26 protein-coding genes, 1 tRNA gene and 2 pseudogenes are annotated in these 26,024 nt (G+C 61.5%); 14 read left to right on the top strand and 15 right to left on the bottom strand.

Annotation, left to right across the window (positions count from 1 at the left end):
• Positions 1 to 12: 12 nt before the first annotated feature.
• The 5 genes and pseudogenes from fusA to B0G62_RS16685 form a co-directional block, all read right to left on the bottom strand.
• Positions 13 to 2,061, bottom strand: coding sequence for an elongation factor G (fusA, locus tag B0G62_RS16705; RefSeq protein ID WP_103705324.1), 2,049 nt, complete (start codon positions 2,059 to 2,061; stop codon positions 13 to 15).
• Between the two features lie 146 nt (positions 2,062 to 2,207).
• Positions 2,208 to 2,963: pseudogene (locus B0G62_RS16700) on the bottom strand (slipin family protein); the annotation flags it as partial.
• The gene (locus B0G62_RS16695; RefSeq protein WP_103705323.1) at positions 2,960 to 4,552 is read right to left on the bottom strand and encodes an NfeD family protein; all 1,593 of its coding nucleotides are present in this window, start codon (positions 4,550 to 4,552) and stop codon (positions 2,960 to 2,962) included. The gene B0G62_RS16695 and the pseudogene B0G62_RS16700, both read right to left, overlap by 4 nt.
• 94 nt (positions 4,553 to 4,646) lie before the next feature.
• Positions 4,647 to 6,524, bottom strand: a complete 1,878-nt coding sequence (locus B0G62_RS16690) for a methyl-accepting chemotaxis protein (RefSeq protein ID WP_103705322.1) — start codon at positions 6,522 to 6,524, stop codon at positions 4,647 to 4,649.
• A gap of 177 nt (positions 6,525 to 6,701) precedes the next feature.
• Positions 6,702 to 7,886 carry a retropepsin-like aspartic protease gene (locus B0G62_RS16685; protein WP_103705321.1) on the bottom strand — a complete coding sequence of 395 codons (1,185 nt, stop codon included), beginning with the start codon at positions 7,884 to 7,886 and terminating at the stop codon, positions 6,702 to 6,704.
• Positions 7,887 to 8,165: 279 nt separating this feature from the next.
• Here B0G62_RS16685 and B0G62_RS16680 point away from each other — a divergent pair.
• A pseudogene (locus tag B0G62_RS16680) lies at positions 8,166 to 8,396 on the top strand (DDE-type integrase/transposase/recombinase); the annotation flags it as partial.
• Positions 8,397 to 8,430: 34 nt separating this feature from the next.
• Here the strand turns inward: B0G62_RS16680 and B0G62_RS31705 are convergent.
• The 3 genes from B0G62_RS31705 to B0G62_RS16670 all read right to left on the bottom strand — a co-directional run bounded on the left by B0G62_RS31705 (position 8,431) and on the right by B0G62_RS16670 (position 9,179).
• The gene (locus B0G62_RS31705) at positions 8,431 to 8,571 is read right to left on the bottom strand and encodes a hypothetical protein (RefSeq protein WP_167401291.1); all 141 of its coding nucleotides are present in this window, start codon (positions 8,569 to 8,571) and stop codon (positions 8,431 to 8,433) included.
• 91 nt (positions 8,572 to 8,662) lie between these two features.
• Positions 8,663 to 8,956, bottom strand: a complete 294-nt coding sequence (locus B0G62_RS16675) for a DUF1488 family protein (protein WP_244193278.1) — start codon at positions 8,954 to 8,956, stop codon at positions 8,663 to 8,665.
• The gene (locus B0G62_RS16670; protein WP_244193277.1) at positions 8,940 to 9,179 is read right to left on the bottom strand and encodes a hypothetical protein; all 240 of its coding nucleotides are present in this window, start codon (positions 9,177 to 9,179) and stop codon (positions 8,940 to 8,942) included. Before B0G62_RS16670 ends, B0G62_RS16675 begins: the two co-directional genes overlap by 17 nt.
• 654 nt (positions 9,180 to 9,833) lie before the next feature.
• On the opposite strand from B0G62_RS16670, the gene B0G62_RS16665 reads away from it, so the two are divergent.
• Positions 9,834 to 10,553: a Crp/Fnr family transcriptional regulator gene (locus B0G62_RS16665; protein ID WP_103705317.1), complete on the top strand. Its 720-nt coding sequence runs from the start codon at positions 9,834 to 9,836 to the stop codon at positions 10,551 to 10,553.
• Positions 10,554 to 10,794: 241 nt separating this feature from the next.
• Here the strand turns inward: B0G62_RS16665 and B0G62_RS16660 are convergent, their stop codons facing one another.
• Positions 10,795 to 11,619: a PRC-barrel domain-containing protein gene (locus B0G62_RS16660; RefSeq protein ID WP_103705316.1), complete on the bottom strand. Its 825-nt coding sequence runs from the start codon at positions 11,617 to 11,619 to the stop codon at positions 10,795 to 10,797.
• Positions 11,620 to 11,929: 310 nt separating this feature from the next.
• Between B0G62_RS16660 and B0G62_RS16655 the strand changes: the two genes are divergently transcribed.
• Both B0G62_RS16655 and B0G62_RS16650 read left to right on the top strand, forming a co-directional pair.
• The gene (locus B0G62_RS16655; protein ID WP_167401290.1) at positions 11,930 to 12,352 is read left to right on the top strand and encodes a type II toxin-antitoxin system HicB family antitoxin; all 423 of its coding nucleotides are present in this window, start codon (positions 11,930 to 11,932) and stop codon (positions 12,350 to 12,352) included.
• Between the two features lie 17 nt (positions 12,353 to 12,369).
• Positions 12,370 to 12,567, top strand: a complete 198-nt coding sequence (locus tag B0G62_RS16650) for a hypothetical protein (RefSeq protein ID WP_103705314.1) — start codon at positions 12,370 to 12,372, stop codon at positions 12,565 to 12,567.
• Between the two features lie 767 nt (positions 12,568 to 13,334).
• On the opposite strand, the gene B0G62_RS16645 is transcribed toward B0G62_RS16650, so the two are convergent.
• Entirely contained in the window at positions 13,335 to 13,586 is a 252-nt protein-coding gene (locus B0G62_RS16645; RefSeq protein WP_103705313.1) for a DUF1488 family protein, read from the bottom strand.
• 606 nt (positions 13,587 to 14,192) lie between these two features.
• Here B0G62_RS16645 and B0G62_RS16640 point away from each other — a divergent pair.
• From B0G62_RS16640 to B0G62_RS16625, 3 genes are all read left to right on the top strand, one after another.
• The gene (locus tag B0G62_RS16640; RefSeq protein WP_103705312.1) at positions 14,193 to 14,417 is read left to right on the top strand and encodes a hypothetical protein; all 225 of its coding nucleotides are present in this window, start codon (positions 14,193 to 14,195) and stop codon (positions 14,415 to 14,417) included.
• A 623-nt stretch (positions 14,418 to 15,040) separates the two neighbouring features.
• Positions 15,041 to 16,090, top strand: a complete 1,050-nt coding sequence (locus B0G62_RS16630) for a S1 family peptidase (protein WP_322789238.1) — start codon at positions 15,041 to 15,043, stop codon at positions 16,088 to 16,090.
• A 270-nt stretch (positions 16,091 to 16,360) separates the two neighbouring features.
• On the top strand, positions 16,361 to 16,594 hold the full coding sequence (locus B0G62_RS16625; RefSeq protein ID WP_103705310.1) for a hypothetical protein: 234 nt from the start codon (positions 16,361 to 16,363) through the stop codon (positions 16,592 to 16,594).
• A 179-nt stretch (positions 16,595 to 16,773) separates the two neighbouring features.
• Here the strand turns inward: B0G62_RS16625 and B0G62_RS16620 are convergent, their stop codons facing one another.
• A complete protein-coding gene (locus B0G62_RS16620) occupies positions 16,774 to 17,502 on the bottom strand; it encodes a GGDEF domain-containing protein (RefSeq protein ID WP_103705309.1) in 729 nt (242 codons plus the stop codon).
• 227 nt (positions 17,503 to 17,729) lie between these two features.
• Positions 17,730 to 18,200 (bottom strand): Lrp/AsnC family transcriptional regulator, encoded by a 471-nt coding sequence (locus tag B0G62_RS16615; RefSeq protein WP_103705434.1) that lies wholly within the window; start codon positions 18,198 to 18,200, stop codon positions 17,730 to 17,732.
• 120 nt (positions 18,201 to 18,320) lie between these two features.
• Here B0G62_RS16615 and B0G62_RS16610 point away from each other — a divergent pair, with 120 nt between their 5' ends.
• The 6 genes from B0G62_RS16610 (at position 18,321) to B0G62_RS16585 (ending at position 21,670) form a co-directional block, all read left to right on the top strand.
• A complete protein-coding gene (locus B0G62_RS16610; RefSeq protein WP_103705308.1) occupies positions 18,321 to 19,052 on the top strand; it encodes an AzlC family ABC transporter permease in 732 nt (243 codons plus the stop codon).
• Positions 19,045 to 19,353, top strand: a complete 309-nt coding sequence (locus B0G62_RS16605) for an AzlD family protein (RefSeq protein WP_103705307.1) — start codon at positions 19,045 to 19,047, stop codon at positions 19,351 to 19,353. The genes B0G62_RS16610 and B0G62_RS16605 overlap by 8 nt, the downstream gene beginning before the upstream one ends.
• Before the next feature lie 36 nt (positions 19,354 to 19,389).
• On the top strand, positions 19,390 to 20,205 hold the full coding sequence (locus tag B0G62_RS16600) for an alpha/beta fold hydrolase (RefSeq protein ID WP_407671182.1): 816 nt from the start codon (positions 19,390 to 19,392) through the stop codon (positions 20,203 to 20,205).
• A gap of 117 nt (positions 20,206 to 20,322) precedes the next feature.
• Positions 20,323 to 20,407, top strand: a tRNA-Leu gene (locus B0G62_RS16595).
• 99 nt (positions 20,408 to 20,506) lie between these two features.
• Positions 20,507 to 20,770, top strand: coding sequence for a hypothetical protein (locus B0G62_RS16590; protein WP_143886594.1), 264 nt, complete (start codon positions 20,507 to 20,509; stop codon positions 20,768 to 20,770).
• 111 nt (positions 20,771 to 20,881) lie between these two features.
• On the top strand, positions 20,882 to 21,670 hold the full coding sequence (locus B0G62_RS16585) for a COG4705 family protein (RefSeq protein WP_103705305.1): 789 nt from the start codon (positions 20,882 to 20,884) through the stop codon (positions 21,668 to 21,670).
• Between the two features lie 16 nt (positions 21,671 to 21,686).
• Here B0G62_RS16585 and B0G62_RS16580 read toward each other — a convergent pair whose 3' ends face one another.
• The gene (locus tag B0G62_RS16580) at positions 21,687 to 23,105 is read right to left on the bottom strand and encodes an aldehyde dehydrogenase family protein (protein ID WP_103705304.1); all 1,419 of its coding nucleotides are present in this window, start codon (positions 23,103 to 23,105) and stop codon (positions 21,687 to 21,689) included.
• Positions 23,106 to 23,205: 100 nt separating this feature from the next.
• Between B0G62_RS16580 and B0G62_RS16575 the strand changes: the two genes are divergently transcribed.
• Positions 23,206 to 24,153, top strand: a complete 948-nt coding sequence (locus B0G62_RS16575) for a LysR family transcriptional regulator (protein WP_103705303.1) — start codon at positions 23,206 to 23,208, stop codon at positions 24,151 to 24,153.
• Positions 24,154 to 24,688: 535 nt separating this feature from the next.
• On the opposite strand, the gene B0G62_RS16570 is transcribed toward B0G62_RS16575, so the two are convergent.
• Positions 24,689 to 25,570: an amidohydrolase family protein gene (locus tag B0G62_RS16570; RefSeq protein WP_103705302.1), complete on the bottom strand. Its 882-nt coding sequence runs from the start codon at positions 25,568 to 25,570 to the stop codon at positions 24,689 to 24,691.
• 43 nt (positions 25,571 to 25,613) lie between these two features.
• Positions 25,614 to 25,889 (bottom strand): MarR family winged helix-turn-helix transcriptional regulator, encoded by a 276-nt coding sequence (locus tag B0G62_RS16565; RefSeq protein ID WP_103705301.1) that lies wholly within the window; start codon positions 25,887 to 25,889, stop codon positions 25,614 to 25,616.
• Between the last annotated feature and the right edge of the window lie 135 nt (positions 25,890 to 26,024).

Here is a 26,024-nt window from a genome sequence, read left to right as displayed (position 1 = left end):
CGTTGCGTGGATTCACTCCATCTCGCCGCCATGCGCCTTGTGCTGCGCCGCAAGCTTGTCCTGCTGCGAAGGGGGCACGGGATCGTAGTGGCTCAACTGAATGCTGTAATTGCCATTGCCGCCCGCCATCGCGTTCAGCCGCGATTGATAGTCGTTAAGCTCCGCGAGCGGCACCTTGCCCGCGATCACCATCGCGTTGCCGTTCACGGTGCGCGTGCCGTGCACCTGGCCACGCCGCGCCGATAAATCGCCGATCACGTCGCCCATGGCCGCTTCGGGCGTCATGACCTCGATATCGACAATGGGTTCGAGCACCACGGGCTGCGCCTTGAGCACGGCGTCGATAAACGCCTTGCGCCCCGCCGTGACGAAGGCGACTTCCTTCGAATCGACCGGATGGCTCTTGCCGTCGAACACCGTCACGCGCACGTCCTGCATCGGAAAGCCCGCGAGCGGGCCGCTGTCGATGACCTGCTGGATGCCTTTTTCGACGGCGGGAATGAACTGCGTGGGGATCGCGCCGCCCTTGACGGCATCGACGAATTCGAAGCCCGCGCCACGCGGCAATGGCTCCACGCGCAGCATGACTTCGCCGAACTGGCCCGCGCCGCCGGTTTGTTTCTTGTGGCGGCAATGGCCTTCGGCGCGCCCGCCAATGGTCTCGCGCCACGCGATGGTCGGCGGGCGCGTCAGCACTTCGAGCTTGTGCTGGTCGGTGAGGCGCTCCAGCAAATAACGCAGATGCAGTTCGCCCAGGCCGCGCACGACGGTCTCGTTGGTGCCGGCCGGATGGCTGATGACGAGGCAGGGGTCTTCGGCGGCGAGCTTTTGCAGCACGTCCCAGAGGCGTTGCTCGTTGCCGCGCCGCGACGGCTCGATCGCCAGGCCGTAAATCGGATTCGGAAAATCGGGCGGCGTGAGATGGATGTTGCCGTCCTCGGGCGCGTCGTGCAGCACGTCGCCAAACGCGATGTCCTCGGCTTTCGCCACCGCGCAGATGTGGCCGGGGCCGGCACGCGCGATCTCGGTGTGGTCCTTGCCCTGCAGCATCAGCAGATGCGCGACCTTGAAAGGCTGGCGGCCATTGCCGATATAGAGCTGGCTGTCGCGCGTCACCGTACCCTGATGAATGCGGAACAGCGCCATCCGGCCGATATACGGGTCCACCACGACCTTGAAGACGTGGGCGAGTACGTGTTTGTCCGCGCGCGGTTCGGCGCGCACCGGCTCGGTTTTATCGGCGATTTCACGGTAGAACAGCGGCGGATTGCCTTCGGTCACGTTGGGCAGCAGGCGCACGAACACGTCGAGCAATTGAGCGATCCCCGCGCCCGTTGCCGCGGAAGTAAAGCACACGGGCACCAGATGACCTTCGCGCAGCGCACGCTCGAATGGCTCATGCAGTTGTTCCGGACGAATCGCTTCGCCCTGTTCGAGGTAAAGCTCCATCAATTCGGCGTCGAGTTCGATCACTTGATCGACGAGCGCATTGTGCGCCGCTTCCACCGAATAAAAATCCGCCTCGCCGGACGGATTGAAGAAGCAGTCGACCACATCGGTCGCGCCTTTTGCAGGCAGGTTGATGGGCAGGCACTGCTTGCCGAAGGTTTCCTGAATCTGCGCAAGCAGGGCAGGGAGATCGACCTTTTCGGCGTCGATGCCGTTCACGATGATCAGGCGGCAGAGCTTGCGCGCCTCGGCGGCGGCCATCATGCGGCTCGTGGTCATTTCGATGCCGGTGCGCGCGTCGATCACGACCGCCGCTGTTTCCACGGCCGGCAACGCGCCGATGGACAGGCCCGCGAAGTCGGGATAACCGGGCGTGTCGAGCAGATAGATGCGCGTGTCGCGATAGTCGAGATGCGCGAGCGCGGAATTGAGCGAGTGGTGATATTTGCGCTCGAGCGGATCGAAATCGCACAGCGCGGTGCCGCGGTTCACGCTGCCCTGCGCGTGCAGCGCGCCGCTCTGATGGAGCAGGGCCTCGGCGAGCGAGGTCTTTCCGCAGCCGGCATGACCGACCAGCGCGACTGTGCGGATGGCTTCGGGACTGTAATCCATGGTCGCCATCGTCCAGAAGTGGATGTTCGGGCATTATTGGCGAAAATCCACCGTACTGCCAACTAACTTCGCTTGGCGTGGGTCTGTGCCCGCGCTTTCGCTGCGGCGCAATATTTCAAGGGGGTTTCCGCTTTGCCTGGGTGACTACCCAGGCGATCGATGAGGACCGTAAGCAGATCGATCGGCAACGGAAACACGATGGTCGAATTCTTGTCGGCGGCGATCGTCGTAAGCGTTTGCAGATAGCGCAGCTGCATCGCCTGCGGCTGTAACGCGAGCCGTTGCGCGGCCTGCAGCAAGTGTTCGGACGCCTGCAATTCGCCTTCGGCGTGGATCACCTTGGCGCGACGCTCGCGTTCGGCTTCGGCCTGGCGCGCAATCGCGCGGATCATCGTTTCGTTCAGGTCCACGTGCTTGATCTCGACGTTCGAGACCTTGATGCCCCAGGCGTCCGTCTGCGCATCGAGCGTCTTCTGGATATCGGCGTTCAACTGCTCGCGCTCGGCCAGCAGCGCGTCGAGTTCGTGCTTGCCGAGCACCGCGCGCAGCGTGGTCTGCGAGAGCTGGCTGGTGGCCTCGAAATAGCGCGCTACCTGGATCACGGCCTTTTCCGGATCGACCACGCGGAAATAGACCACGGCGTTGACTTTCACCGAGACGTTGTCGCGCGTGATGACGTCCTGCGGCGGCACGTCGAACACGATGGTGCGCAAGTCGATGCGCACGGCCTGCTGCACGACCGGCAGGATGAACACGAGGCCCGGCCCCTTGACCTTCCAGAAGCGGCCCAGCATGAAGACGACGCCGCGCTCGTACTCGCGGAAGATGCGGATGGCGGAGACGGCGAGCCCCACCGCAAGCAATATCAGCAGACTCGAAAAGCCGAAGGTGAAACCGATCATGGCGATGCTCCTCCCGGATGGGGTTCGTTATGCGGTTGTTTTGGCGCGGCCGCGTCGCTGAGCGGCGCGACCGTGAGCATGAGGCCGTTGCGCGCCGTCACGCGCACGCTCGCGCCCGCCGCGAGCGGGGCCGCACACGCCACGCGCCAGCGCTCGCCGTGCACGCGCGCCCAGCCGGTCGCCGGGTTTGCGCCGCCGTGCTTGTTGCCGTGCTTGTCGCCGAAACCGCCGCCGCTTTCGATCTGCAAGCCTGCATCGATGATTTCGCCCACGCTGCCGATCATGGCTTCCGAACCAGTCACCACGGGTCTGCGCCGCGCGCGCAGCGCGACGGTGGAAACGCACGCGACGAACACCGCGCCGCCCAGCGCGAGTCCCGCGATCAGCGGCAGCGGAACGCCATAACCGGGCACATCGGTATCCATCAGCATCAGCGCGCCAACCGCGAACGCAACGATGCCGCCGAAGCCGAGCACGCCGAAGGTCGGCAGGAACGCCTCGGCGACGAGGCAGCCCAGACCCAGCAGCACCAGCCCGAGGCCCGCATAGTTCACGGGCAGCAGTTGCATGGCGAAAAGGCCGACCAGCAGGCAGATGCCGCCCGCGACGCCGGGCAGCACGAAGCCCGGATTGGCGAATTCGAAGAACAGGCCGTAGACGCCGATCGTTAACAGAATCAGCGCGACGTTCGGGTCGGCGATGATCGCGAGAAAGCGGCTGCGCCAGTCGGGCGCGACGAAGACGAGCGCGGCGTGCGCCGTCGCCAGCCGCACATTGCCCGCCGAGGTGGCGACCACGCGGCCATCGAGCTTGCGCGCGAGATCGGCGGGGTCCTGCGCGATCAGGTCGATGACGTGCTGGTCGAGCGCCTCGTTGGCGGACAGGCTGAGCGCCTCGCGCACGGCGCGTTCGGCCCACACGGCATTGCGCCCGCGCAGCTGCGCGAGGCCGCGAATGTAGGCGGCCGCGTCGTGGGTCATCTTGCGGGTTTCGGTGGAGGCGGTGTCGCCGGGCAGCGGCGCTGAAGCGCCCGACGCGGCGGACGGTCCGGGTATGCCTGGCGCGCCAGGTGAGGGAGGTGAGGGAGGAGAGGAGGGCGCGCCCATGCCGATCTGAACCGGCGACGCCGCACCGAGATTCGTCCCCGGCGCCATCGCCGCGACGTGGCTCGCATAGACGATGTAGGTGCCCGCACTCGCGGCGCGCGCGCCGCCCGGCGCGACGAACGCGGCGACCGGCACGGGCGAGGCGAGAATGGTTTTGACGATCTCGCGCATCGCGGTGTCGAGACCGCCTGGCGTATCGAGCTGGAGAATCGCGAGTGCCGCATGCTCCCGGGCCGCGCGGCCCAGTGTGCGGACGATGAAATCCGCGCTGGCGGGGCCGATCGCGCCATCGACGGTCATGACCACGACCTCGGCCGGCGCCGCGGCCCAGGCGCTCATGCGTGCGGCCAGCGCGCCGACGGCCACGAGCGCCACGAACAGCGCGACACGCATTCCCCGCGCCGATAGCAGCGGGTGCGCACGGCGGGGATGAGGCGGCAGCGTGTCGTGCTCCGCCGCCCGGGTGGGGCGATGAGCGCGCATCGGAACGTCCGGACGGGCAGTGGGGTGGCCCGATATTCAAAGCTTAGGCGCTTTGCGCACGTTTCGCCGAGGCGCCTGGTGGTCCTGCGAACCCTTACGCCAGCGCCCCTTCCTCACCGACCTTGAACACCGCCACCAGCCGGTCGAGTTCGGCGGCCTGCTGCTTGAGGCTTTCGGCGGCCGCCGCGCTTTCCTCGACGAGCGCCGCGTTCTGCTGCGTGACCTGATCGAGTTGCTGCACCGCATCGCCGATCTGGCCGATGCCCGCGCTCTGCTCGACGCTCGCCGATGTGATCTCGCTCATCATCGTGCTTACGCCCTGCACCTGCGCGACCACGTCGCCCATCACGCGGCCCGCATCGGCGACGAGGCGCGAACCCGTATCGACGGTCCCCGCGCTGTGTTCGATCAGCGCCTTGATCTCCTTGGCGGCCTGTGCGCTGCGCTGCGCGAGATTGCGCACCTCCGAGGCCACCACGGCGAAGCCGCGGCCCTGCTCGCCCGCGCGGGCGGCCTCGACCGCCGCATTGAGCGCGAGAATGTTGGTCTGGAACGCAATACTGTCGATTACGACGATGATCTCGGAGATCTTGCGCGAGGCCTCGCTGATCTGCTCCATCGTGCTGACCACCTGGCCGACCACCTCGCCGCCCTGCGAGGCGGCGGTGGACGCGGTGCTGGCCATCTGCGCGGCGGTGCGCGCGGTGTCGGTGTTGTTCTTCACGGCGGCGGTGATTTCCTCCATCGAGGCCGCGGTGCGTTCGAGATTGCTGGCTTGTTCCTCGGTGCGCTGGCTCAGGTCGGCGTTGCCCATGGCGATTTGCGTCGAGCCAATGGCGATCGACGTCGACGACGCGCGCACGCGGCGCACGAGCGTGCCCATCGTCGCCACGAAGCGGTTGAAGGCATCGGCCAGTTGCCCGAGTTCATCGCCGGTCTCGACCGCCATCTGGCGCGTGAGATCGCCCTGGCCGTCGGCGATTTCCGCGAGCAGCATGGCGGCGCGGCGCACGGGCGCGGCAATCGCGCGCCCGACCAGCAGGATCACGCCGAGCGCGGCAGCCAGTCCCACCACGGCGGCGATCAGCGTGGCCGTGCGGATCGTGCGCTCGAATGGGCCGAGCAGTTCCGCCTGCGGCACCTCGACCACGACGTAAGCGTCCAGCTCCGGAACGAACGATGTCGCGACATAGCGCGTGCCGCCGGGCGCGGGATAGGTCAGCGCCGCATAGGGCTTGCCGCCCAGCAGCGCGGCGGCGGTATCGGCGGGCATGCCCGGCATGTCCTTGAGGAAGTGCTTGCCGTCCACGAGGGAGGTATCGCGATGGATCATGATCGCGCCGTCCGGGTGGACGAGATACGCGAAACCCGTCTGGCCGATCTTGTAGCTGGCGATGCCAGCTGCGAGCGCATCCACGGAAAGCGCCATGCCCGCGACGCTGGCGGCGTCGCCCGCACCCTGTACGCGCGCGTTGATGAACATCATGTAGCCGCCGACGGCGACATCCCGGTCCATATTCACTTCATACGGTTTGCCCGTGGCGAGAAAAGCCTTGAGCCAGCCGTCCTGGTCGCCGATTTTGCGTTGCAGGCCGGCTTCGGTGTAGTAATTGCCGGTTTTCGCCGAAACCCACTGCACGCTGGCGGCTTTTTCCTCGGCCTTGATGCTGGCGGCGAGGCGCGTCCAGTTGGCCGCGCCGGCGTCGGGTTCGCCATCGGCTTCCCATTGCTGAAGGAAGGGATCGAGCGCAATGGCGCGCGCGGCGGTGATCGGGCCCGCGAGTTGGCGCTGCACTTCGGCGCGGATGCCGTTGACGGCCGTGGGCAGTTCATCCTGCACGACGCGCTCGCGCACCGTATCGCCGATCAGCCAGATGCTCAGCCCGCTCGAAATGCCGATGAAAATCAGCAGGCAAGTGGTCATGCTCAGGACCAGCTTGTTCTGGATGGAAAGTTTGCGCCAGATGGACATGAAAGTTTTTCGTCAGCTAAGGAACCGGGACCCGTGCAGACGTTATCGGTCGTTTGGCGGTGGAACTTCATGGGGTAGCGCGTATAGCGGGTATATGCCGGCGGGAGCGATGGCGACGGGCGCTTTGTGCATTCAGGCGCCCGAATGCGTTGTGCTGAATGCCGCCCTTATTTCTTACTACCGTCCCATGAACGAAGGCAGGGCGTTAAGCGGCACCATGCCGGCGGGCGGCGGCTGAAGGCGCGATTGCTGCACGATGTGCGGAACGCTGCTGTAAGTCATATGCGAATGAGTCGAGAACTGCGCGATAGGCATGGGCCGTGTCGCGCCGCCCTGATTGATGATGGCGGCCGTCTGTTCCGTTCCGGGCGTGTTGGCCCAATCGAACCATCCAGCCGTGGCGGGACCATGGGGAGTCACGCCTGCGTCGAGTTGCATGAACACCCATCCCGTCGAATAGGACAGCCACACACGGCGCCACTTCAGAAAGTCCATGCCGAGCAGCATATCCGCGGGGAACGTCGCATCGCTGACCTCCAGCTTGACGTTCTGAAACTCACGCGCGCCGATTTGAACCGTGTCGAAGCGGTGGATTGCGAGCGAAATCGCCGCGCCGTTAAGGCCATGGCCGGTTTTCTGCGGATCCAGTTGCAGTGTGTCTGCGTAAAGGCCCACGCGCTGCGCGCCGTAATGGCCGACGAGGGACGGCATCGCGCCGGTATCCAGTGTCGCCAGTATCGGATGGTGGTTGAGCGCCATCTGCATGATGAAGCGATGCTGACTCGTATAGATCGGCGAATAGCTCTGATAATCGCCTTGCCATGGGGCGAAGCGGCCGAGGCAGTTCTGCGCCGTATAGAGCGTCATCGTATGGTGCGGGAAATCGAGTTCGACGTCATAGCGCGACAGGACGTTAGCGCCCAGCACGCCGGCAGGGACGACGCCGTTATAGGCCGTGAAGGCATGCGCGCCGAAAGTCGGCACGCGCAGGTCGCTCCATTGAGCCGGACCGAGTTTCAGGGAAGCGACGATGCGCGGGTATTCCGGATCCGCTCGTGGTCCGACGCCTGCGAGGGTTTCGGCTTTCGACGTGTCGACAGGCAGGTTGAGCGCATCGGCGGCTTCGGGCGTCAGCGTGGTTTTGGCCGCGCTCGTGTCGACCGCCAGGGTTTGTGCAACGCCGTTGACCTCCACGTCGACGAGATAATGGCCATCGCTTTCGGTGAGGGGAAGGGTGGCGTCGGCGTGTAGCTGGCAGGTGTTGGCAGGTATTGTGGCCGTTTGTTGCGCAGACAACGACAACGGCAATGCGCAAATGCTCGCGACGGCGAGCACGACTGGTATCCGGATTGTGCTCTTCATTTTGAAATGCCAATGGTGTCCGTTTTTCGATGAATGAATTCTCCGAATTTATTGGTGAAACGGTGCGATTGATGAGGGCAATATGATTGCCATCAAAAATGCGGTCTTATTTAGTTGGTTTTATTTTTGATATTTACATCGTTTTATCGATATAAATGAAATTGTTGAGTGCGCGTTAGCGAAATGAAATGCCCATAACATCAGGAGTGTGAATACGTGCCATCGATTGCTCAGACGGCAATCGTTTGGCTACGCCGCGCTCGAAGACTCATGGATCGGTTGCCGCTGGCACATACCACGATCCTGCGTCGGGTAAAGCGCCTTAAGCCGGAGCTCGTCAAGCGCGGGAACCGGATTGGCATATCCATAGGCCGGTTATGGCGTGTTGACGAGACTTGTCTGAAGATTCGTGGCAAGCGGGTCTATCTTTACCGGGCGGTAGCTCGGGGTGACCCGATAGTGGACTTCATTCTCCGGGTGAAGCGCGACGTGAGCGCGGCCCAGGCCTTTGTCTTGATACAGACTTCACGCAATCCGGCACCGACTATTTTTTCTTTGCTGGTTTGATCGGAACGGGGGTTTTCGACGTTGCCGGCCATGCGCCCTCCACAGCAGGTGACAGCAACTTCTTGGGCTGCTTGGGCTTTTTCGGCTCGCGGTTACCGCGCAGTTGACCTTTTGCCATTCTATTTCTCCTGTGTTCTCAGTTGCGGAAGCAACTGCAATTATCCCTGCCTGGAGGTGCTTATGCAGACCTCATATGGCTAGAGAAATCCTCAGTCAATCGAGATCGAATATCTGTTTTGCGGGCCGCCTTTATACAGGTTTCTGGCCATTCCCAGGATTCGGTCGCGGTTGCGGTCGAATACCGCGAGCAACGCAGACTCGTCCGAACCCGTGTCTGGATTCAGCTTTGTCAGCATGGCGTCGTCGACCAGAAAGGCAATCTCGCGAGCGTTGTCGTAACCCCAGAAGCACACACAATGTCTGGACGCGTCGTGGATACGGCTGGGATTCGGGAAGTTGAGCACCGCATGACCTTTTCCCATTTCGTTACCGCTGGCTGTCATATCGCCACTTGTTGGCGTTGACATCCAGGAGGGCATCATTTTCGAGCCGCTTCTGGGCGCGCTCGCCTTCCGCTTTCTCCAGCGCAGCAGCGCGCGCTTTCTGTGTGATAGCGAAGTCACTTTGCCTGACGGGTGACGGTGAATACTGGTTGGTTCGTTTGGGCATACTGGCTCCATAAGGAATTCGGAAGGGCTTCGGCGGCGAACTGATTTCGGCATTCACCTTCGGTTCGAAACCCAGGCAGTCGCTTTAAATGCCACTCGAGCTTGTGCCCTTGCGATCAGTGCGCGTTATAGCCCCAGCCGGGTCATCAAATCGTTCGATTTGAGCGATTCGTGCAGGAAATTCTCGATCGGCTGAGAAAGGCCGTCGAACAAGACGGGGCGAATGTAGAGGGCACGACGCGCGAAATGCGCGAAATGCGCGAAAGATGTCGTCGCGATGTCTCTCGCCGTGATCGTTATGGTGTTTCCTTTTCAGGACACCATATTGATAGAAGCGGTAGAAAAATTGTGCGGCGTCGTTTCAGAGCCGACGACCGCGTGCCGAGTCCGATGAGAATGCGCTCTTTGGACCCGCAATGCAAGCGTAATTGCAAACTTTCACCGCGATCGCCTGGCAGACACCTGGAGAAATAATCCGCGAAACCCAGCGCTTATGCCTTGACGCTCCGGTTATCTGATGCTGGAAATGTTCGCAGGAACCGGATTCTGGCGACCCAGCGTCTTTCATGTGCCCGGTCTCCATCGCGGCATTGCGCTGCTTGCTGGTCCTACGAGTTTGACCCGTCCGGCAGGTTTAGAATGAGGAACCTGCGCGGCAGTCGGTACGGCATCGGACAGCGCGGGTCCTGGTACGGATTCCCTGGAGCAAGACATGATGGATGAACAGCGGTTGAGCGGCAACCACTTGCTCTCGGTCCTGCCGGCGGCCGAGTGGGCGCGTCTCACTTCGCATCTGGTTCAGGTGGACATGCCGCTGGGGCAGGTCGTATACGAATCGGGCGACCAGCTCAGCCACGTTTATTTTCCAACGACTTCGATCATCTCACTGCTGTACGTCATGGAAAATGGCGCATCCGGGGAAATTGCCATCGTGGGCAATGAGGGGATTGTCGGCATTGCCATTTTCATGGGTGGCGAAACGACGCCTAGCCGCGCGGTCGTCCAGAGTGCGGGCAAGGCGCACCGTCTCGACACCCGTTTGCTCAAGGAGGAGTTTAATCGTGGTGGTCCGATGCAACGGCTGCTTCTACGCTATACCCAGGCGCTGATCACGCAAATGGCGCAGACCGCCGTGTGCAACCGCCATCATTCGATCGATCAACAGCTGTGCCGCTGGCTGCTGTTGAGCCTCGACCGCCTTTCCTCCAACGAACTGAAAATGACCCAGGAGCTGATTGCCAACATGCTGGGCGTACGCAGGTCGGGTGTCACAGAAGCGGCGATGAAGCTGCAGGAAGCCGGATTGATCCGCTATAGCTACGGCCACATTGCGGTGCTGGATCGGCCGGGGCTCGAAAAACGTGTGTGCGAGTGCTACAGGGTGGTGAAGCGTGAATTCGACCGCTTGCTGCCCGATCTGAAAGCACTGTGAGGGGCCGGGAGCGCCGCGCGAATGGTTTTAGTGACCACGGGCATGTCGGTTCGCATCGAAATACCCCCATTGTCCAATGCCGTACAGATGCGGCGTCTGATTGTCGAAATGATCGAGCAAGGACAGACGCATGAAATGCCGGACTCACTCAGGACCGGCTGTCCGTCCTGAAAGACGGAAAAGGGAAAGCCGGCGAAACGCCGGCTTTTTCATGAAGCGTGTCCGTGACAAATCAGTGCGCTTATTCGTCACGTAGCTGGCGCGGCGTCTGAGGCAACGGTTCAGGTTCCGACCAATATCCTTCTCGGTTGTAGAACTCATGCAGGGCCACCTCGTAGCTTCGATGAACGGGTATCGAGTCGTCGTAAGCCGGGCTGCGCCGGATCATATCGCGTGTGAGCGGGGTAGACACGGTTGCGGCGAACCAATCGACGAGTTCGATCCAGCGCGTGGCGATCAGGACTTCCTTTCCTCCCGGCCACCAGTTGTGCGTATCGACCTTCAGATAGCGCAGGACCCACGCCCTATCGTCAAAGATGAAGTCCGAAACATGGCCGATGGTGCCGTCTATCGTTTCGATCTGATAGCCCCTGACTTCGTCCGTGCTGCGCAAATGGACGTCGGGCAACGCCCGGTTGGTATGCAGGGTGGGGCGCACGGGCACGGCAGCCTCCGAGGGCGTGGGATCAGCCGCGACGGGATCGAATGCGGGCCAGGCACCCATTCCCCATAGGTTCGGTCCACCCCAATACGTCGGATAGTTGTAGTAACGCAGGTACTCGATTTCATGCTGGCGCGAGACCGGCTGGTGCGTGTCGAGTGTCGGGCTTTCACGCACCTGTTGCCGTGTCAGATTGACATGGACTGTGTTCGATGACCAGTCCACGTGCTTGAGCGAGTAGGGAGAAATGAGCACCTGTCTATCGTGGAGCCAGTTTCCGGTATCGACCACAAGGTAGCGAACGCCCCATGCCTCGTCGTCGAAATAGACCTGATTGATGCTGCCGATTTCGCCGTCCGAAGCACGGATGCCGCATCCGTGCAGATCTTTTATGCTTCGCAACATGACGTCTCCATGATGTCGGAAACGGTGCGTCGATGGCATTCGAAGCGCCGGGCACGGCATCGATTAGCGTGAATTGAGCCGCGTAACCTTGATATCTCCGACGCTACGCCGAATCTCCTCTCGACGCGGTACGACACCGTACAAACTCGCTATCCGCTGTATTCGTTGTGCCCTGCCGGCGCGTGACGATTCACCTGGATTCGCCTCGAAAACCGCAGGAAAGTCCTGCACCGTACAGACAGGCAGCGGCGTGGGGCACATGATCGGGCTTCACGCGAGGGATCGCTCTCGTGTTAGTCAGGAGGCGTCTGTGCACTATCCCCTTTATGTCCAACGGCGTGATGGCAGCGGCTATCGCGGCACCTTCGCGGATTTTCCATGGCTCGAAATGGAAGGGGACACACTCGACAGTCTGGCACTGGATGCAGAGCGTTTCGTGCAACGGCTGTATCACCGAAGCGAATGCATTATCCCTGCGCCCACCTACGACACGTCGAAACTGCAAGCGCTGGAGATGGACGATGGAGACGGTTTGTGGATGTTCGTCGATATCGACCTGGCGGCCGTCCAGTCGCACTCCGTGTTCATTCAACTCAGCCTCGGCAAGAGCTTGCTGGAGGCAATCGGCCAGGCGGCGCGACGGCAACATATGGGCAGGTCGGCTTATATCGCACAGGCCTGTGTTCATGAATTGGCGCTTGAGGGGGATGACCGGGCGCTGCTGCGTTTCTGACCTGAAGGGAGGACAAGATGAGCCAGACACTTACCGGCTTCACGGCGGGCATCGCGGCGGTGCTATTCGTCGCGGTCTATCTGGCCGTGCGGTACTGGAGCCGGCAACGGTATCCCATGATGAAATCCGCTGTGTCGGACACTGCCAGCGGCACAAAGACCCAACGGCGCTCGCTGAGTGCTGACGCCCAACATCCCTCCATGGATGTTGATTGACGGAGGCATGACATGACAATCGCAGTATGGGGAATCGCAGCCGGAATGGCATGGATGTTCGGCTTTGCATGGTATCGGCGCGGTCATTGGGCGGACGCACGGCCGCGTCCTTGACCGGGGTGCATGAACACGCCCGTTGTCAATGTCGTTATCAATGTCATTGCCAACATGGACAACTTCGCGCGGCGCGATGCCGTACAAATTATTCGTACAACTACTGGTTTGAGACCGGCATGAGGAGTCTGGACCAGCCGACCAAGTGGCGGGTTTCCCGCTACCTTGATTCGACTTCGCCCTGGAACAGCAGGGAGCCCGTGCGCGAGGAGCAATTCGGCGAGGCACGTCTGGCGCAACACGCGAAAAATCTGGCGAGCGCGCAGAGCGTCTTTTCCGGTGCGCGCCAGCCCGTCTCTGGTCACGCGGTTCGCGTTAAAGGACAACGCGCGCCGTCTGATGCAGGCGTGGTTGGAGGGAAGCACAATCCAGAACGATGTTTTTCCATGCTCTTCCTGTCCTGTCGTGCGCAGGGTTGGAATTGGGCGCAACATGACTTGGGAATAGCACTGTCGAATTCGCGATGGTTTTCCCGGCGCGCTGGGGATAGATGATGGAAACGCGCCTTGACACCTTCAATGGCTCGATGACGCTTTAACTCCGCCTTTCGCGGCTGCAGGAATGCCATTGCGCGGACGATCAGCTCTCGCGCGAGCGAGCGATGCGGCCAGGCTTCCAGCTTCGCTTCGACACGCCTCACTTGTCCGAACGGCTCACGAAATGGTGTATCTGTTCTGGGGGCCGCTGGTATAGAGGGTTCGTGCGAGTTCCAGAATGCGGTCGCGGTTGCGGTCGAAGGTTGCGAGCAACGAGGACTCGTCAGAAATCATCTCGGGATTGAGTTTCAGCAGCATCGCGTTGTCGACCAGAAAAGCAATCTCGCGAGCTTTGTCGTAGCCCCAGAAGCACACACAGCGTCTGGAAGCATCGTAGATCCGACTGGGATTGGGAAAGTTGATCATCATGCCGCCTTTTTTCAAACTACTCTCCGGGATGGATTCGTGGCAGTCACGCGAGCGCATCTCGCGGTGAGGGCTGAAGCAATCTGGGGCGTCGATAGCGAACTGTAGGCGGCAGCACATTGCCCATATTCAGCATGCGCTTTTCACGACGGGGATGCAAGTGAGATCGCGCCATCTCGGTCGCATCGAGAGTCAGTATGCCGAGGCGATAGGGCAATTCGCTTATCCGCATAGCGGGCATCGCCAGTCTTCGGAAACTGTCGCCGACGCTGCGAATTTCCGCTGGCCTGTTCAGAGAAGGGCGACCGTGCATATGCCTGCAGCGACACCTACAATTCAGATACGGATGGCCATCGTGCAATCTGGTAGGAGAGCTTCATGTCACAGTCAATGATTGGTGTTGTAGTGGGTCTGGTTGTCTTTGCCGTTGTCGTGGTTGCATTGGTCCGTCGGTACAGAGTCGAGCATCCAGGCGAGGGAAGGTTCCAATGGATGGACTCACATCTTATGAGGTGGATGCATCGCAAACACTAGTCCCTTAACGTCATCGGCGGAAAAGGGGCTTGCGATGAATTGCGCCGCACGTCGCGCCCTCGGAAGGAGATCGCTATGAATAGGCCTTGGCTCAGCGTGGAGGCGATTCTCGAACAGTTTCGCTTAAGTGCCGAGGAATGTGCCGAGGAGTCCTCCGGCCGGCCTGCCCCTGCTGATTGCGTGCAGTGGCTAGCAGAGTTCCTGGCGCGCGAGCACGCAACGATGAATGCAGAAGACTGGGAGGCGCTTGTCCACGTGGGTGGCACGCTTTGGCGGGATGAAACGACGAAAATGCATTGAATTTCGTGACCGGTGGCATTAGATGAGGCTGGGCGGACACGGCAAAAGTCCGGTAGCGTACAGACGTGTGACCTGACTGGTCGCATGATGCGTTGACCTGTCCTGGAAGCGACTTGGGCAAAGAGCGCAGGAGATGGGGCTTCACGGAGGAGAAAGACAGGACGATGGCAAGCGATGACCGTACGAATTGACCGGTAGTGGAATCACCATCGACAGACATCAGCACATAAGCGCGAGGAAGACCAACGATCACTTGTGGGTATCACGCAGGAGTTCGCAAAGATGACGCAATACTATGCGGGAAAGTCGCACGATGATGAAGTGGCCGCTCGAGCCGGACGCCTACAGCGGGCGCACGAGCCGCCAGGCGGCAATATGGCGATAGAAGGAACCGAAGCGGACGCGCAACACAGTTGCGGCGAGTTGACGGAGCGAGGCAAGGAGGTTTGGCGTCAAGGAAGCGGCATCGATGGCGGCGGCATGGTGCTTGTGTCCACGCGACGCAAATCGCCTTGATCCAATCGAGTTGAAAGTCGCGAATGTAGTGGCCCGCTGATGGCGGGATACCTTGTAATTCGATTCAGCTTTCGCGGCGCACGCCGAAACTCACAGCGGAAATGGCAATGGACATAATCGAGATCTATTGCAGTCCGAACGGTGACAGATGGTTGCTTTGCGACGGCGCAAATGAGGTCGCGGTCATTCGGCATGTGCCAAATGCCGCGTCGGGTGGAATCGTCACGGAGGTACCCGTTGAAGCGTTTCTGGCAGCGGGAAGAGCGGGGCAAAGTGGGCCGCAATACGAATCGTTGCGGGAGTTTCTCGCTGGGGCTGAATCCTGCGACGCCCGGTACGATACCGTGCCGTCACTATCGCCCACAAACGTTGCGGCTATCGTTTCACAGATCCCCCAGGTCCCACAGCCCGCCGCTGAAGCTCTGCTGCTGAGTGCAGCCCGCGTACGTACGTTTGCGCAACAGCGTCATCTGACCAACGCGAGTGGGTTCTTTTTCATCCGCAACGATCGTCTTTTTCTCGTCACGAGCCGTCACGTTCTGATCGACTCGCCCAGCCTGCATTTTCCGGATCGTATCGAGGTCGAGCTCCACATCGATCGCGAGAACCTCGGCGCTTCGACGTGGTTCTCGCTGCCCCTGTATTCGGCGGGTACGGCGCTTTGGCGTCAGGCCTCGGACGACGGCGGGGATGTCGACGTCGCGGTGCTGGAAATCTGCAAGAACCGGTTGCCGCCAGGGGCTGTCTTCTCCGCCTTTGGCCCCGAAAACCTCCCCACGCCAGGCCGCGCGATGCCAGCTGGTGCTTCCATACTTATCGTTGGTTTTCCACTGGGCTTTCATGACTCGCTGCATCACCTGCCTGTCGTCAGGCAAGGCATCATTGCGTCCGCATTCGGACTTCGGTTTGAAGGCAGGGGCTGTTTTCTCACCGATGCGCGAACGCACCGCGGCACGAGCGGTGCGCCTGTGGTGACGAGCGCAGCATCGATGCAAGCGGACGGCGCAGGGTCATCGCTTCCATGGACACTGCTGGGTATTCATTCGTCGACAGTTGACATGGGAGCACGCGATAGGGACGTCGATGAAAGCCTGGGTCTCAACAACGCGTGGTACGCTGACGTCCTGATGACGCTGACGGCCAGTCACCCCGGGTGATGCAGTCACGCTGCCTATATGCCTTGTGACCGGCCGGGACAAGGCGCACCATGGGTTTGGGAATCGTACTTTCGATCTGCGATGGTCTTCCCAGTTCTCGACGGGAGGATTGATGGAAGTGAGTGTTGACACCTTCAATGGGTGGCAAACGAGAGCATCCGTCGAAAGCAGGCCAGAGTCACGCAAATCGCGCTACTACATGGTGCCGCCCTTTGCATACAAAGAATTTTCGATGGCCAAACTTGTTTATCCGGCGAAAGGGTGCTGTTTATGAATCGATCGATCCCCTATCGCGGTTTCGAAATCCACCTCAATCTGAATCAGGTTGCTCCCGACATGTATAACGTGACCTTCCAGATAACGGGCCACAATGTCGAGCGTCTCAGCGTTGATGGTGCGATCGTGCCTGTTCGTCATGGTCCGTTCAGTGAACGCTGGGCCTACCTCGTCGGGGAAATTGCGGGGCAGGCGGCGATCGACGTTCTCATTGGTCTGGAATCGTAGTTTGGCCAACACACCCGTATCTGTCGAAGCGTATAAATGGAGCGCGTCTGCGGCGCGTCTGAGGCGTACGGTGCGCCTGGTGCAAGACGAGCAGCGGTAAGAGGCTGCACGTCGTCGTGCCGCTCCATGGGAGGGCTACGACGATGCGCAAGCAGCTTGATTCGGCCTGAAGCGCAGGCTCAGACCGCGGTGAACTCGATCCGGTCTCGCCCGGCGCGCTTGGCCGCGTAGAGCATCTGGTCCGCGCGCTGATACATGTCCCACGGCGTGGCCGACGTCCCGTGCTCATGGGTGTGCTTGTGCGCGCGCCACGCGACGCCCATGCTGATCGTGAGCGCATGCCCTTGCAACTCGCGTTGCGGCGGCTCCAGCGTTCTCACCGCCTGTTGCAGGCACTGCGCCACCCGTAACGTCTCGCGCGCGGACTCCGCGAACAGCAGCACGCAGAATTCATCGCCGCCCAGCCTGAACAGATAGTCGTCGCCGGTGCGCAATCCGCCCGTCACGGCACGCGCGACGGCGCGCAGCACACGGTCGCCGGCGTTGTGGCCAAACGCGTCGTTGATGAGCTTGAAATTGTCGATATCGAATACGCACAGCGCAGCGGTATGCGTGCGTTCGCGCAGTCGCGCGTCATGCGCCAGCACGACTTCCAGATAACGCCGGTTATAAACGCCCGTGAGCGCATCGGTGACCGAGAGTTCGGCGAGTGTCGCATTCTCGGCTTCCAGTTCCCGGATGTACCGGATCAGACGCTGGCGCTCACTGCGCAAGCGCGTGGGGAGTATCGATGCAGGCGCAAAAGGTGTGGCGCGCGCACGGTGCGCGCGCCATTGCGCCGGCGGGGGATGGGGACGTGCGCGCGCGGCGTAGCTTGCGCGCTTCCTGAAGGCGTTCGTGTTGCGCATGAGGTCTCATCGTGTGGCTGTCAATGCCTGTCGTGACCGGTTGGACTGCTTTGCCGCCTGATTTTGCCGTCTAATGAAAAACTCAATAAGCAGGCGGATTAAGCTGGCTTGAATAAGCAAACCACCGGATGTTTTATTGCATTATCAGCGAGGCTTGCACACGGGACTGTCAGGCATTGTCAAACACGAACGGTCATGCATCGATATGCCTGTGACAGTGCATATCCTTACATTGGAATCTCGGATGTGAGTTTGATTTTTTGCATCGGAATATCGGTTTTAACACTTTGCACGCCGGGAATACGCGTCAGATAATCCATCAAAAAGCGGCGATATTCATCGAGATCGGCGGCCACGATGCGCAGCAGAAAATCGCAGTCGCCCGCCATCAAATGACATTCCACCACGTCGGGAAAATGGCGTACCGCCTCGGCGAAACTGTCCACCGTGTGCGCGTCCTGCCCCTTGAGCCACACGCGCGCGAACACGGTCAGCGCCTTGCCGACCTTGGCCGGATCGAGTACGGCCACGTACTTTTCGATCACACCGGCTTCCTCCAGCAGGCGCACGCGCCGCAGACACGGCGACGGCGACAGCCCAACCTGCTGGGCGAGGTCGACATTCTGCAAACGGCCGTCACGTTGCAGGGCGTTGAGGATGCGGCGGTCGATGGCGTCAAGCTTGAGATGGCTTTCCATATCGATATTTTGCGGATTCGTGGCATTGGGTGCCAAATTGTCCCGCCTGCATGGCCACAACGCAACCCGATTCGAACGCATTCGGCAGAAAATATCGCCTTTGCAGGAATTGTAATTGTCATGAGCAGTGTGCCTACCTCTGCCGCCTCCGCGCGGCGTTCCATCGATACTTCCGAAGTCGCGCGCGGCATGCGCGCGGCGCTGCCCATCATGATGGGTTTCATCCCGTTTGCATTGGTGCTGGGCGCCCAGGCGGCGCAAAAGGGCCTGAGCAATATTGAAGTTCCACTGATGACCGGCGTGAATTTCGCGGGTGGCTCCGAATTCACCGCGGTCCGCCTGTGGACCTCGCCGCCGCATATCGCGCTGATCGTGGCGATGTCGTTTCTCGTCAATGCGCGCCATATTCTGATGGGCGCGGCGTTCGCGCAATACATCCGCCACGTGCCGCTGCGCCGCGCGCTGCCCGCGCTGTTCCTCATGTGCGACGAAAGCTGGGCGATGGCGATGGCCGACGCGAAAGCAAGCGGCCACGGGCGCGTGAGCGTGGCCTACTACATGGGCGTCGCGATCAATCTGTGGCTTACGTGGGTGTCGTTCACGGCGTTGGGCGCGGTGCTCGGCCCCGTGCTGGGCGATGTGCAGCGCTATGGTTTCGACATGGCCTTCACCGCGGTTTTTCTGGTTCTGCTCAAGGGCATGTGGAAGGGTGCGCGGGCGAGCCTGCCGTGGCTCGTGAGCCTCGCGGCGGCAGGCGTGACCTATCTTTATGTGCCGGGCGCCTGGTATGTGGCGGTGGGCGCGTGCGCGGGCCTCGTGACGGCGGTGCTGCGGGAGCCGAGCCATGCTTGAAGGGTCAACGCTCGCGACGCTCGCCACCATCTTGCTGATGGCCGTGACGACATACCTCACGCGCATCATCGGCTACGTGGCGCTGCGCGATCGCACGCTCAGTCCGCGCATGCGCGCGGTGATGGAGAATGTGCCGGGCTGCGTGCTGATTTCCGTGATCGCACCGGCATTCGTGTCGCGCAATCCCGCCGATCTCGCGGCGCTCGCGATTACGCTGTTCGCCGCGACGCGGCTCTCGTTACTGCCTACGGTAGTGATCGGCGTGGCGGCGACAGGCATACTGAGGCATCTGTTCGGCTGACAGGCGTGGCCGAATTCAATCGACCACGAACACCGCATGACAATGACCGATATGACCGGGACTCAGGCGTTGACGCAGGACCATTGGATCGCGGGTCCCATGGGCAAGCTGTTCGCGCGTAGCTGGCAGCACGGAGCGCCCGTACGGCGCGCGCCAATCGTGCTGCTGCACGACTCGCTGGGCTGCGTCGCGCTGTGGGGCACGTTTGCGCAGACGCTTGCGCACGCAACCAAACGGCGCGTGATCGCTTACGATCGCGCGGGTTTTGGTGCATCGGATGCGCGTACGGACCGGCTGGGCGCAGGATTCGTGCGCGACGAGGCCGAGCGCTTTTTCCCGGCGCTATGCGAGCAGTTGGGTGTCGAACGCTTCATCGCCTTCGGTCATAGCGTTGGCGGCGGCATGGCGGTCGAATGCGCGGCGCAGCATGCAGGGCAGTGCGATGCGCTCGTGACCGAGGCCGCGCAAACCTTCGTGGAAGACCGCACGCTGGCCGGTATTCGTGCTGCACGCGAGCAGTTTCGCGATCCCGCGCAGTTCGCGCGTCTCGCGCGCTATCACGGTGACAAGACGCAGTGGGTGCTCGATGCGTGGATCGAAACGTGGCTGTCGCCGGAGTTCGCCGACTGGTCGCTCAATGCGGTGCTGCCGCGCGTATCGTGCCCGACGCTGGCGATACACGGCAGCCTCGACGAATACGGAACGCGCGCGCATCCCGAGCGCATTGCGGCGCGCGTGAGCGGACCTGGGCGCGCGGCGATCATGGAAGGCGTGCGTCACGTCCCGCATCGCGAGCAGGAAGCGCAGGTAGCGGCGATGGTGGCGGAATTCCTGCAGACGCTCGACGATTGATCGGCGCGGCTGCGAATCGGCTTTTTCGTCCCTTTCACATGGCTGCAAAAAATTCCCGGATTTTTTGGGCGCGGGTCTTCAAAAATCCAAAAAGAGTCGATACAATGCCGATCCCTTGCCTAGGTGGCGAAATTGGTAGACGCACTATCTTGAGGGGGTAGCGCCGCGAGGCGTTCGGGTTCGAGTCCCGACTTAGGCACCAGGATCAAAAGAAACCCGCGAAAGCGCAATGCTCTCGCGGGTTTTTTCATGGGCGATGGCATCGCGCATTTGCATACAGGCACAAAGCACGGAGTACACGTTGGGCAGGAAAAAGAGTGCGGAGAAGTTGAAGGTCGTCGCCGTGCGCGTCGATCCGGCCATCGAGCGCAGATTGCGGCTCCTTGCTGAGATCAGCGGCCGCAAGCCGTCGTATTTCCTGCAGCAGCTGATCGAGGGTGGCCTGGGTGCGCTGGAAGAGGCATGGCTGCCTGCGGACGTGCTCGCCCAGGTGCGGGCTGGAACAGTCCCCGAGCCGGCCGGCGCGCAATCGGGTCCGGATCTGTTCGGCGATATGGAACAATGACACTGGCGTGATTCAAGGTTGAATAAAGGTTGATTTAAGGCCGCGTTAAGGCGCTGTTGAATACAGTCGATAGTTTCCATTCTCACCATCGCCTGGTTGGAGATTGCGCCCATGAATTCCACTGTCAACGTCACTTTCACGCCCGAGCAGGCGCTCAGCAAGGTGCCTGCGCTCACTCTCGGCTTCTGGATCATCAAGATCGCCGCCACCACGCTCGGAGAAACCGGCGGCGACTGGGTCACCATGTCGCTGAATCTGGGCTATCTTGTCGGCACGCTGATTTTCCTTATGGCATTTATCGCGCTGGTATTCGCCCAGGTTCGCGCGGAGCGCTTCAACGCGTGGCTTTACTGGGCGACGATCATTGCGACGACTACGCTCGGCACCACGCTCGCCGACTTTTTCGATCGTTCGCTGGGCATCGGCTATCCCGGTGGCGTTACCGTCATCGTCGTTTTACTCGCAGCGAGTCTGGCGATCTGGTATCGCACGGAAGGCACGGTCGCGGTGGAGAGCGTCGCGACGCCGCGCGTGGAGTGGTTTTACTGGATCACGATTCTCTTTTCGCAAACGCTCGGCACCGCGCTCGGCGATTGGGTCGCCGGTGACGACCGTGGTGGCCTTGGCCTGGGATTCGAAATGGGCGCGGCCATCTTCGGCCTGGGCATCGTCGTCGTTGGGCTTTTGTGGCTGGGCACGCGCGTCTCGCGCACTTTCTTGTTCTGGGCCGCTTTCGTGCTGACGCGGCCGCTTGGCGCCACGTTGGGCGACCTGCTCGACAAGCCGCTCGCGCAGGGCGGCCTGGAAGTGAGCCGACTGTACGCCTCGGGCATTCTGCTGGTCTTTATCGTTGCCTGTATCGCGCTGATTCCGCAACGCGCCGCACGGCGCGTATCGTGAAATCGATGACGGGTATTTAAGCCGTCAACACCGCCTTCGGTTCGAGAAACGCCTCAAGGCCATATTTGCCATATTCGCGCCCGATTCCCGATTGCTTGAAGCCGCCGAACGGGGCCGCCGGTTCGTGCGCGAGCGTGTTGACCAGCACGCGGCCCGCGTCGATGCGCGCGGCCACGGCGCGAGCGTGCGCTGCATCGCGCGAGCAGACATAGGCCTGCAGTCCATAGGGCGTATCGTTCGCGATCGCGATGGCATCCTCGGCATCGTGATACGCGATGATGGAAAGCACCGGCCCAAAGATTTCCTCGCGGGCGATGGTCATGTCGTTGCGCACGTCGCTAAAGAGCGTCGGGCGCACGAACCAGCCCGACTCCACGCCTTGCGGCCGACCCTCGCCGCCCGCGATTAGACGCGCGCCTTCGTCGATGCCGATGCGGATATAACGCTGCACCCGCTCCCATTGCTTCTGGCTCACCATCGGACCGACGCTCGTGCGCGGATCGCGCGGATCGCCCGATTGAAACTCCGCAACTGCAGCGACGATCTTTTGCTCGAATTCCGCAAGCCGTGCTTGCGGCACCAGAATGCGCGTTCCGGCGATGCAGGCCTGGCCGCTATTCATGAATCCCGCCTGCAGCGCGAGCGGAACCACCTCGTCGAAGTCCGCGTCGTCGAGCACGATAAAGGGGGATTTGCCGCCCAGTTCCAGCGTGACGCGTTTGAGCGTTTGCGCGCCGGCGCGCAGAATCGATTTGCCCACCGCAGTCGACCCCGTAAACGAGAGCTTGGCGACATCGGGATGCGTGCTGATTTCCGCGCCCACCGTTTCGCCGCGTCCCGTCACGATGTTGAAAACGCCCTTGGGCAGGCCTGCTTCGTGCAGCGCTTCGGTGACGACGCGCGTCTGCATCGCGCTCATTTCGCTCGGTTTGACGACGGCCGTGCAGCCCGCCGCGAGCGCGGCAGCCAGCTTGCCGCAGATAAAGCCCGCATCGCTGTTCCAGGGCGTGATCAATCCCGCGACGCCCAGCGGCTGCATGACGACTTCCGCCGTTCCGGCGCGGCTCACGAACGAATAGGCTTCGAGCGTATCGGCGGCCTGCTTGAGCACGTCGCTCGCGTGGCGTGCCATCCAGCGGCCGCGCGAAACCGGTGCGCCGTATTCCTCGACGATTGCTTCGAACAGCGCGTCTTCTTTCGCCACCACGGCTGCGTGCATGCGCCGGAGCATCGCCACGCGCTCGGCCTTGTCCGTGCGCGAAAACGCGGGGAAGGCTCGCTTCGCGGCGGCGATGGCGTCGCGCGCGTCTTCGGCGTCGGCCAGACGCACCCGGCCGATCACCTGTTCCGTCGACGGGTTGAATAGGTCGAAGTATTCGTTCCCATGCGGCACGACGAAGGCGCCGTCGATATAGATGTGCTCGATGTTCTGCATATTCTGTCTGCCAGTGCGTTGTCCAGATCGCAAGATAGACCGATGCTATTGACCTGACTAGCCGTACAATCCGGGATAACCTATTGAGCGATCCAGGATAATGAAAACCTCCGGACTGACCGAACTGGAAGCCGTGCTCGCGGTGGCCCGCCGACGCAGCTTTCGCGCTGCCGCCGACGAACTGAGCGTCTCGACCTCGGCGCTCAGCCACGCCGTCGCGGCGCTCGAAGCGCGCATCGGTGTGCGGCTGTTCAATCGCACCACGCGCAGCGTGTCGCTTTCGGAGGCGGGGGCGCAGTTCGTGCAGACCGTGGCGCCGGCGCTCGCGACCATCCAGACCGCGCTCGATCAGGCGGGCAGCTTTCGCGACACGCCTTCCGGCACGTTGCGCATCAATACATCGGCAGGGGCGGCGCGGCAGGTGATGTCGGTATTTATTGCTTTTCTGCAGCGCTATCCCGAGATGAAGCTCGACATCGTCACCGAAGGACGGCTGGTCGATATCGTCGTCGAAGGGTTCGACGCGGGCATCCGGCTGATCGACACCGTGCCGCAGGACATGATTGCCGTGCCGTTCGGCGAAAGCCAGCGTTTTGCTTTGGTAGGGAGTCCAGAGTATTTTTCGAGGCATAAGCCGCCGCGCACGCCAGCGGATCTTGCCAGACATCGCTGCATTCGAAGCCGCATGCCGAGCGGAGTGATCTATCAGTGGGAATTCGAAAGGCGCGGCGAAGTCGTGCGCGTGGACGGCGAAGGCGCGCTCACGCTGGACGAGCCCAACCTGATGCTCGCGGCGGCGCGCGCGAGCCTGGGCCTTGCGTATCTGACCGAGTGGAACGTCAACGCCGATCTGGAAGCCGGGACGCTCGTGCGTGTGCTGGAGGGCTGGACGCCCGCGCTGGACGGCTTATGTCTGTACTACCCGGGGCGCCGCCACGTACCGGCGGGATTGCGCGCATTGATCGAGACGATCCGTGAGCACGCCGACGCAAATAAAGGAGGTGTCGCCAGAAAGACGGCACGCATCAAGCGCAGATCGCGGACCTGACGATGGACGAAGATCGGCTCGGCGAAAGCGCGTATCGGTGCTTCGTTGCGCGCGAGGAAAGTCCATTGCCCACGTGCGTGATGACGAGCAAACCGGCCTTCACCAGCGCGGAAAGATGGGCTGGCATGGCCGATTGGGCGAGTCCGCTGCGATTGTCGAGATTCACTTAACTTGGAACCGGCCGTCACGGCGCGACAGGGTTTTCCGGGGAGTCTGCTCAGACAACTTTGAACCCGTGGTTCGTTTAACTTTGAACTTTCCGGGTTTGGATTCGTTAAATTTTGAACTTTCAGTAAAGTCGACCCGATTGAGTGTGTCAAAACTCAGAATCCCCCGTTTTTCGGGTATACCGACCACGACAGCAGGACGCCAGCGGCTTCGAGCCGGAAATCGTAATGCAGGCGGCTGGCCCAATGCTTCTGGATCACAAACGACAGGGCGCCCTTTTTCCGGCGTGCTGTTCTTTTCGGCGCAGCCGGTTCCGGCGTCGACTCGAAATTGTGCTTGCGGACGTAAGCAGTTCGTAGTGAGCGCTTTACGAAGTGCGCAGCCCCAATAACCTGGTGGCGTTTTCCTTGAGTATCAGCGGCCGCACTTCGGGCTTGATATCGAGCGTATCGAAGTCTGCCAGCCAGCGATCTGGACGTATCAAGGGGAAGTCCGAAGCGAACAACACGCGCTCGCGCAGCAGCGTGTTCGCATACTTCACGAGCTCCGGCGAGAAGTATTTGGGCGACCAGCCCGAGAGGTCGATGTAGACGTTCGGCTTGTGCGTCGCGATCGAAAGCGCCTGCTCCTGCCAGGGCCACGACGGATGCGCGATCACAATCTTCATGTCGGGGAAATCGGCGGCTACGTCGTCAAGATAAATAGGCTCCGAATATTTCAGGCGTAAACCGCCGCCGCCGCGCATACCCGAGCCCATGCCAGAATGGCCGCTATGAAACACCGCAGGCAAGCCATATTCGGCGATGACTTCGTATAGGGGATACGCCAGCCGGTCGTTGGCGAAAAATCCCTGCATCGTGGGGTGGAACTTGAAGCCGCGCACGCCATGCTCCTCGATCAGCCGCCGTGCCTCGCGTACGCCGAGCTTGCCCTTGTGCGGGTCGATGCTGGCAAAGGCGATCATGATGTCCGCGTTCTGCTGTGCGAAGTCTGCGATCTCTTCGTTGGCGATGCGCCGCCGGCCGATGTTCGCCTCGCAGTCGACCGTGAACATCACGAAGCCGATCCTGCGTTCCCGGTAGTGCTCGATCGTTTCAGGAATCGTCGGGCGGCGTCCCTGTTTAAGGACGGTGCCGAAGTATTTGTCGGCGGCATCGTCGAACTCCTTCGCGAAGAGGTCGGGCGGCTGGCAGCACGACACTTCCGCGTGAACGTGCGTGTCGATGGCGACGAGTTGTTCGATATTCAAGGCTGTCTCCCCTTTATCCTTGATGCGCGGCGGCGCGCGTTGGCTATGCCTCGCGCATGACCCAGCCGTTCGTTTCCATCGTTTTCACGACTTCGTTGGCTGCCTGGGGCGTGATGAATGAACGCTCGGCAATCTGCGCATTCGACGAGCGTCCGCGCGCCCGCAATATAGAAAGCGCGGTGTATTGCGGCAGCGTGAGGCCGTGCCGCGCGAGCGTTTCGGAAAGGCGCCGAGAGACGGCGCGGTCGAGCTGGCCGATCAGATAGCTCAGGCGCGTGGGCGGCACGGTATGCGGGCTGGCTTCGGCGGATTGGCGCACAGTCCTCGCGCGGCGCCGAGGTGGAGGTTTTCTGTGTCATCGTGTTCGAGGCGTCTTACGTGAATTCGGGGTTTGTACCGACGAGATCATATTCTACTTTACATATCAGGTTGCCTGATAGTAAATTGATTTAAG

Origin of the sequence: Paraburkholderia eburnea (genome assembly GCF_002917095.1) — a bacterium.
In the GTDB taxonomy this organism is placed as follows: Bacteria; Pseudomonadota; Gammaproteobacteria; order Burkholderiales; family Burkholderiaceae; genus Paraburkholderia; species Paraburkholderia eburnea.
The sequence above is the reverse complement of the archived record's forward strand: the minus strand, read 5'-3'. Positions and strand labels throughout refer to the sequence as shown.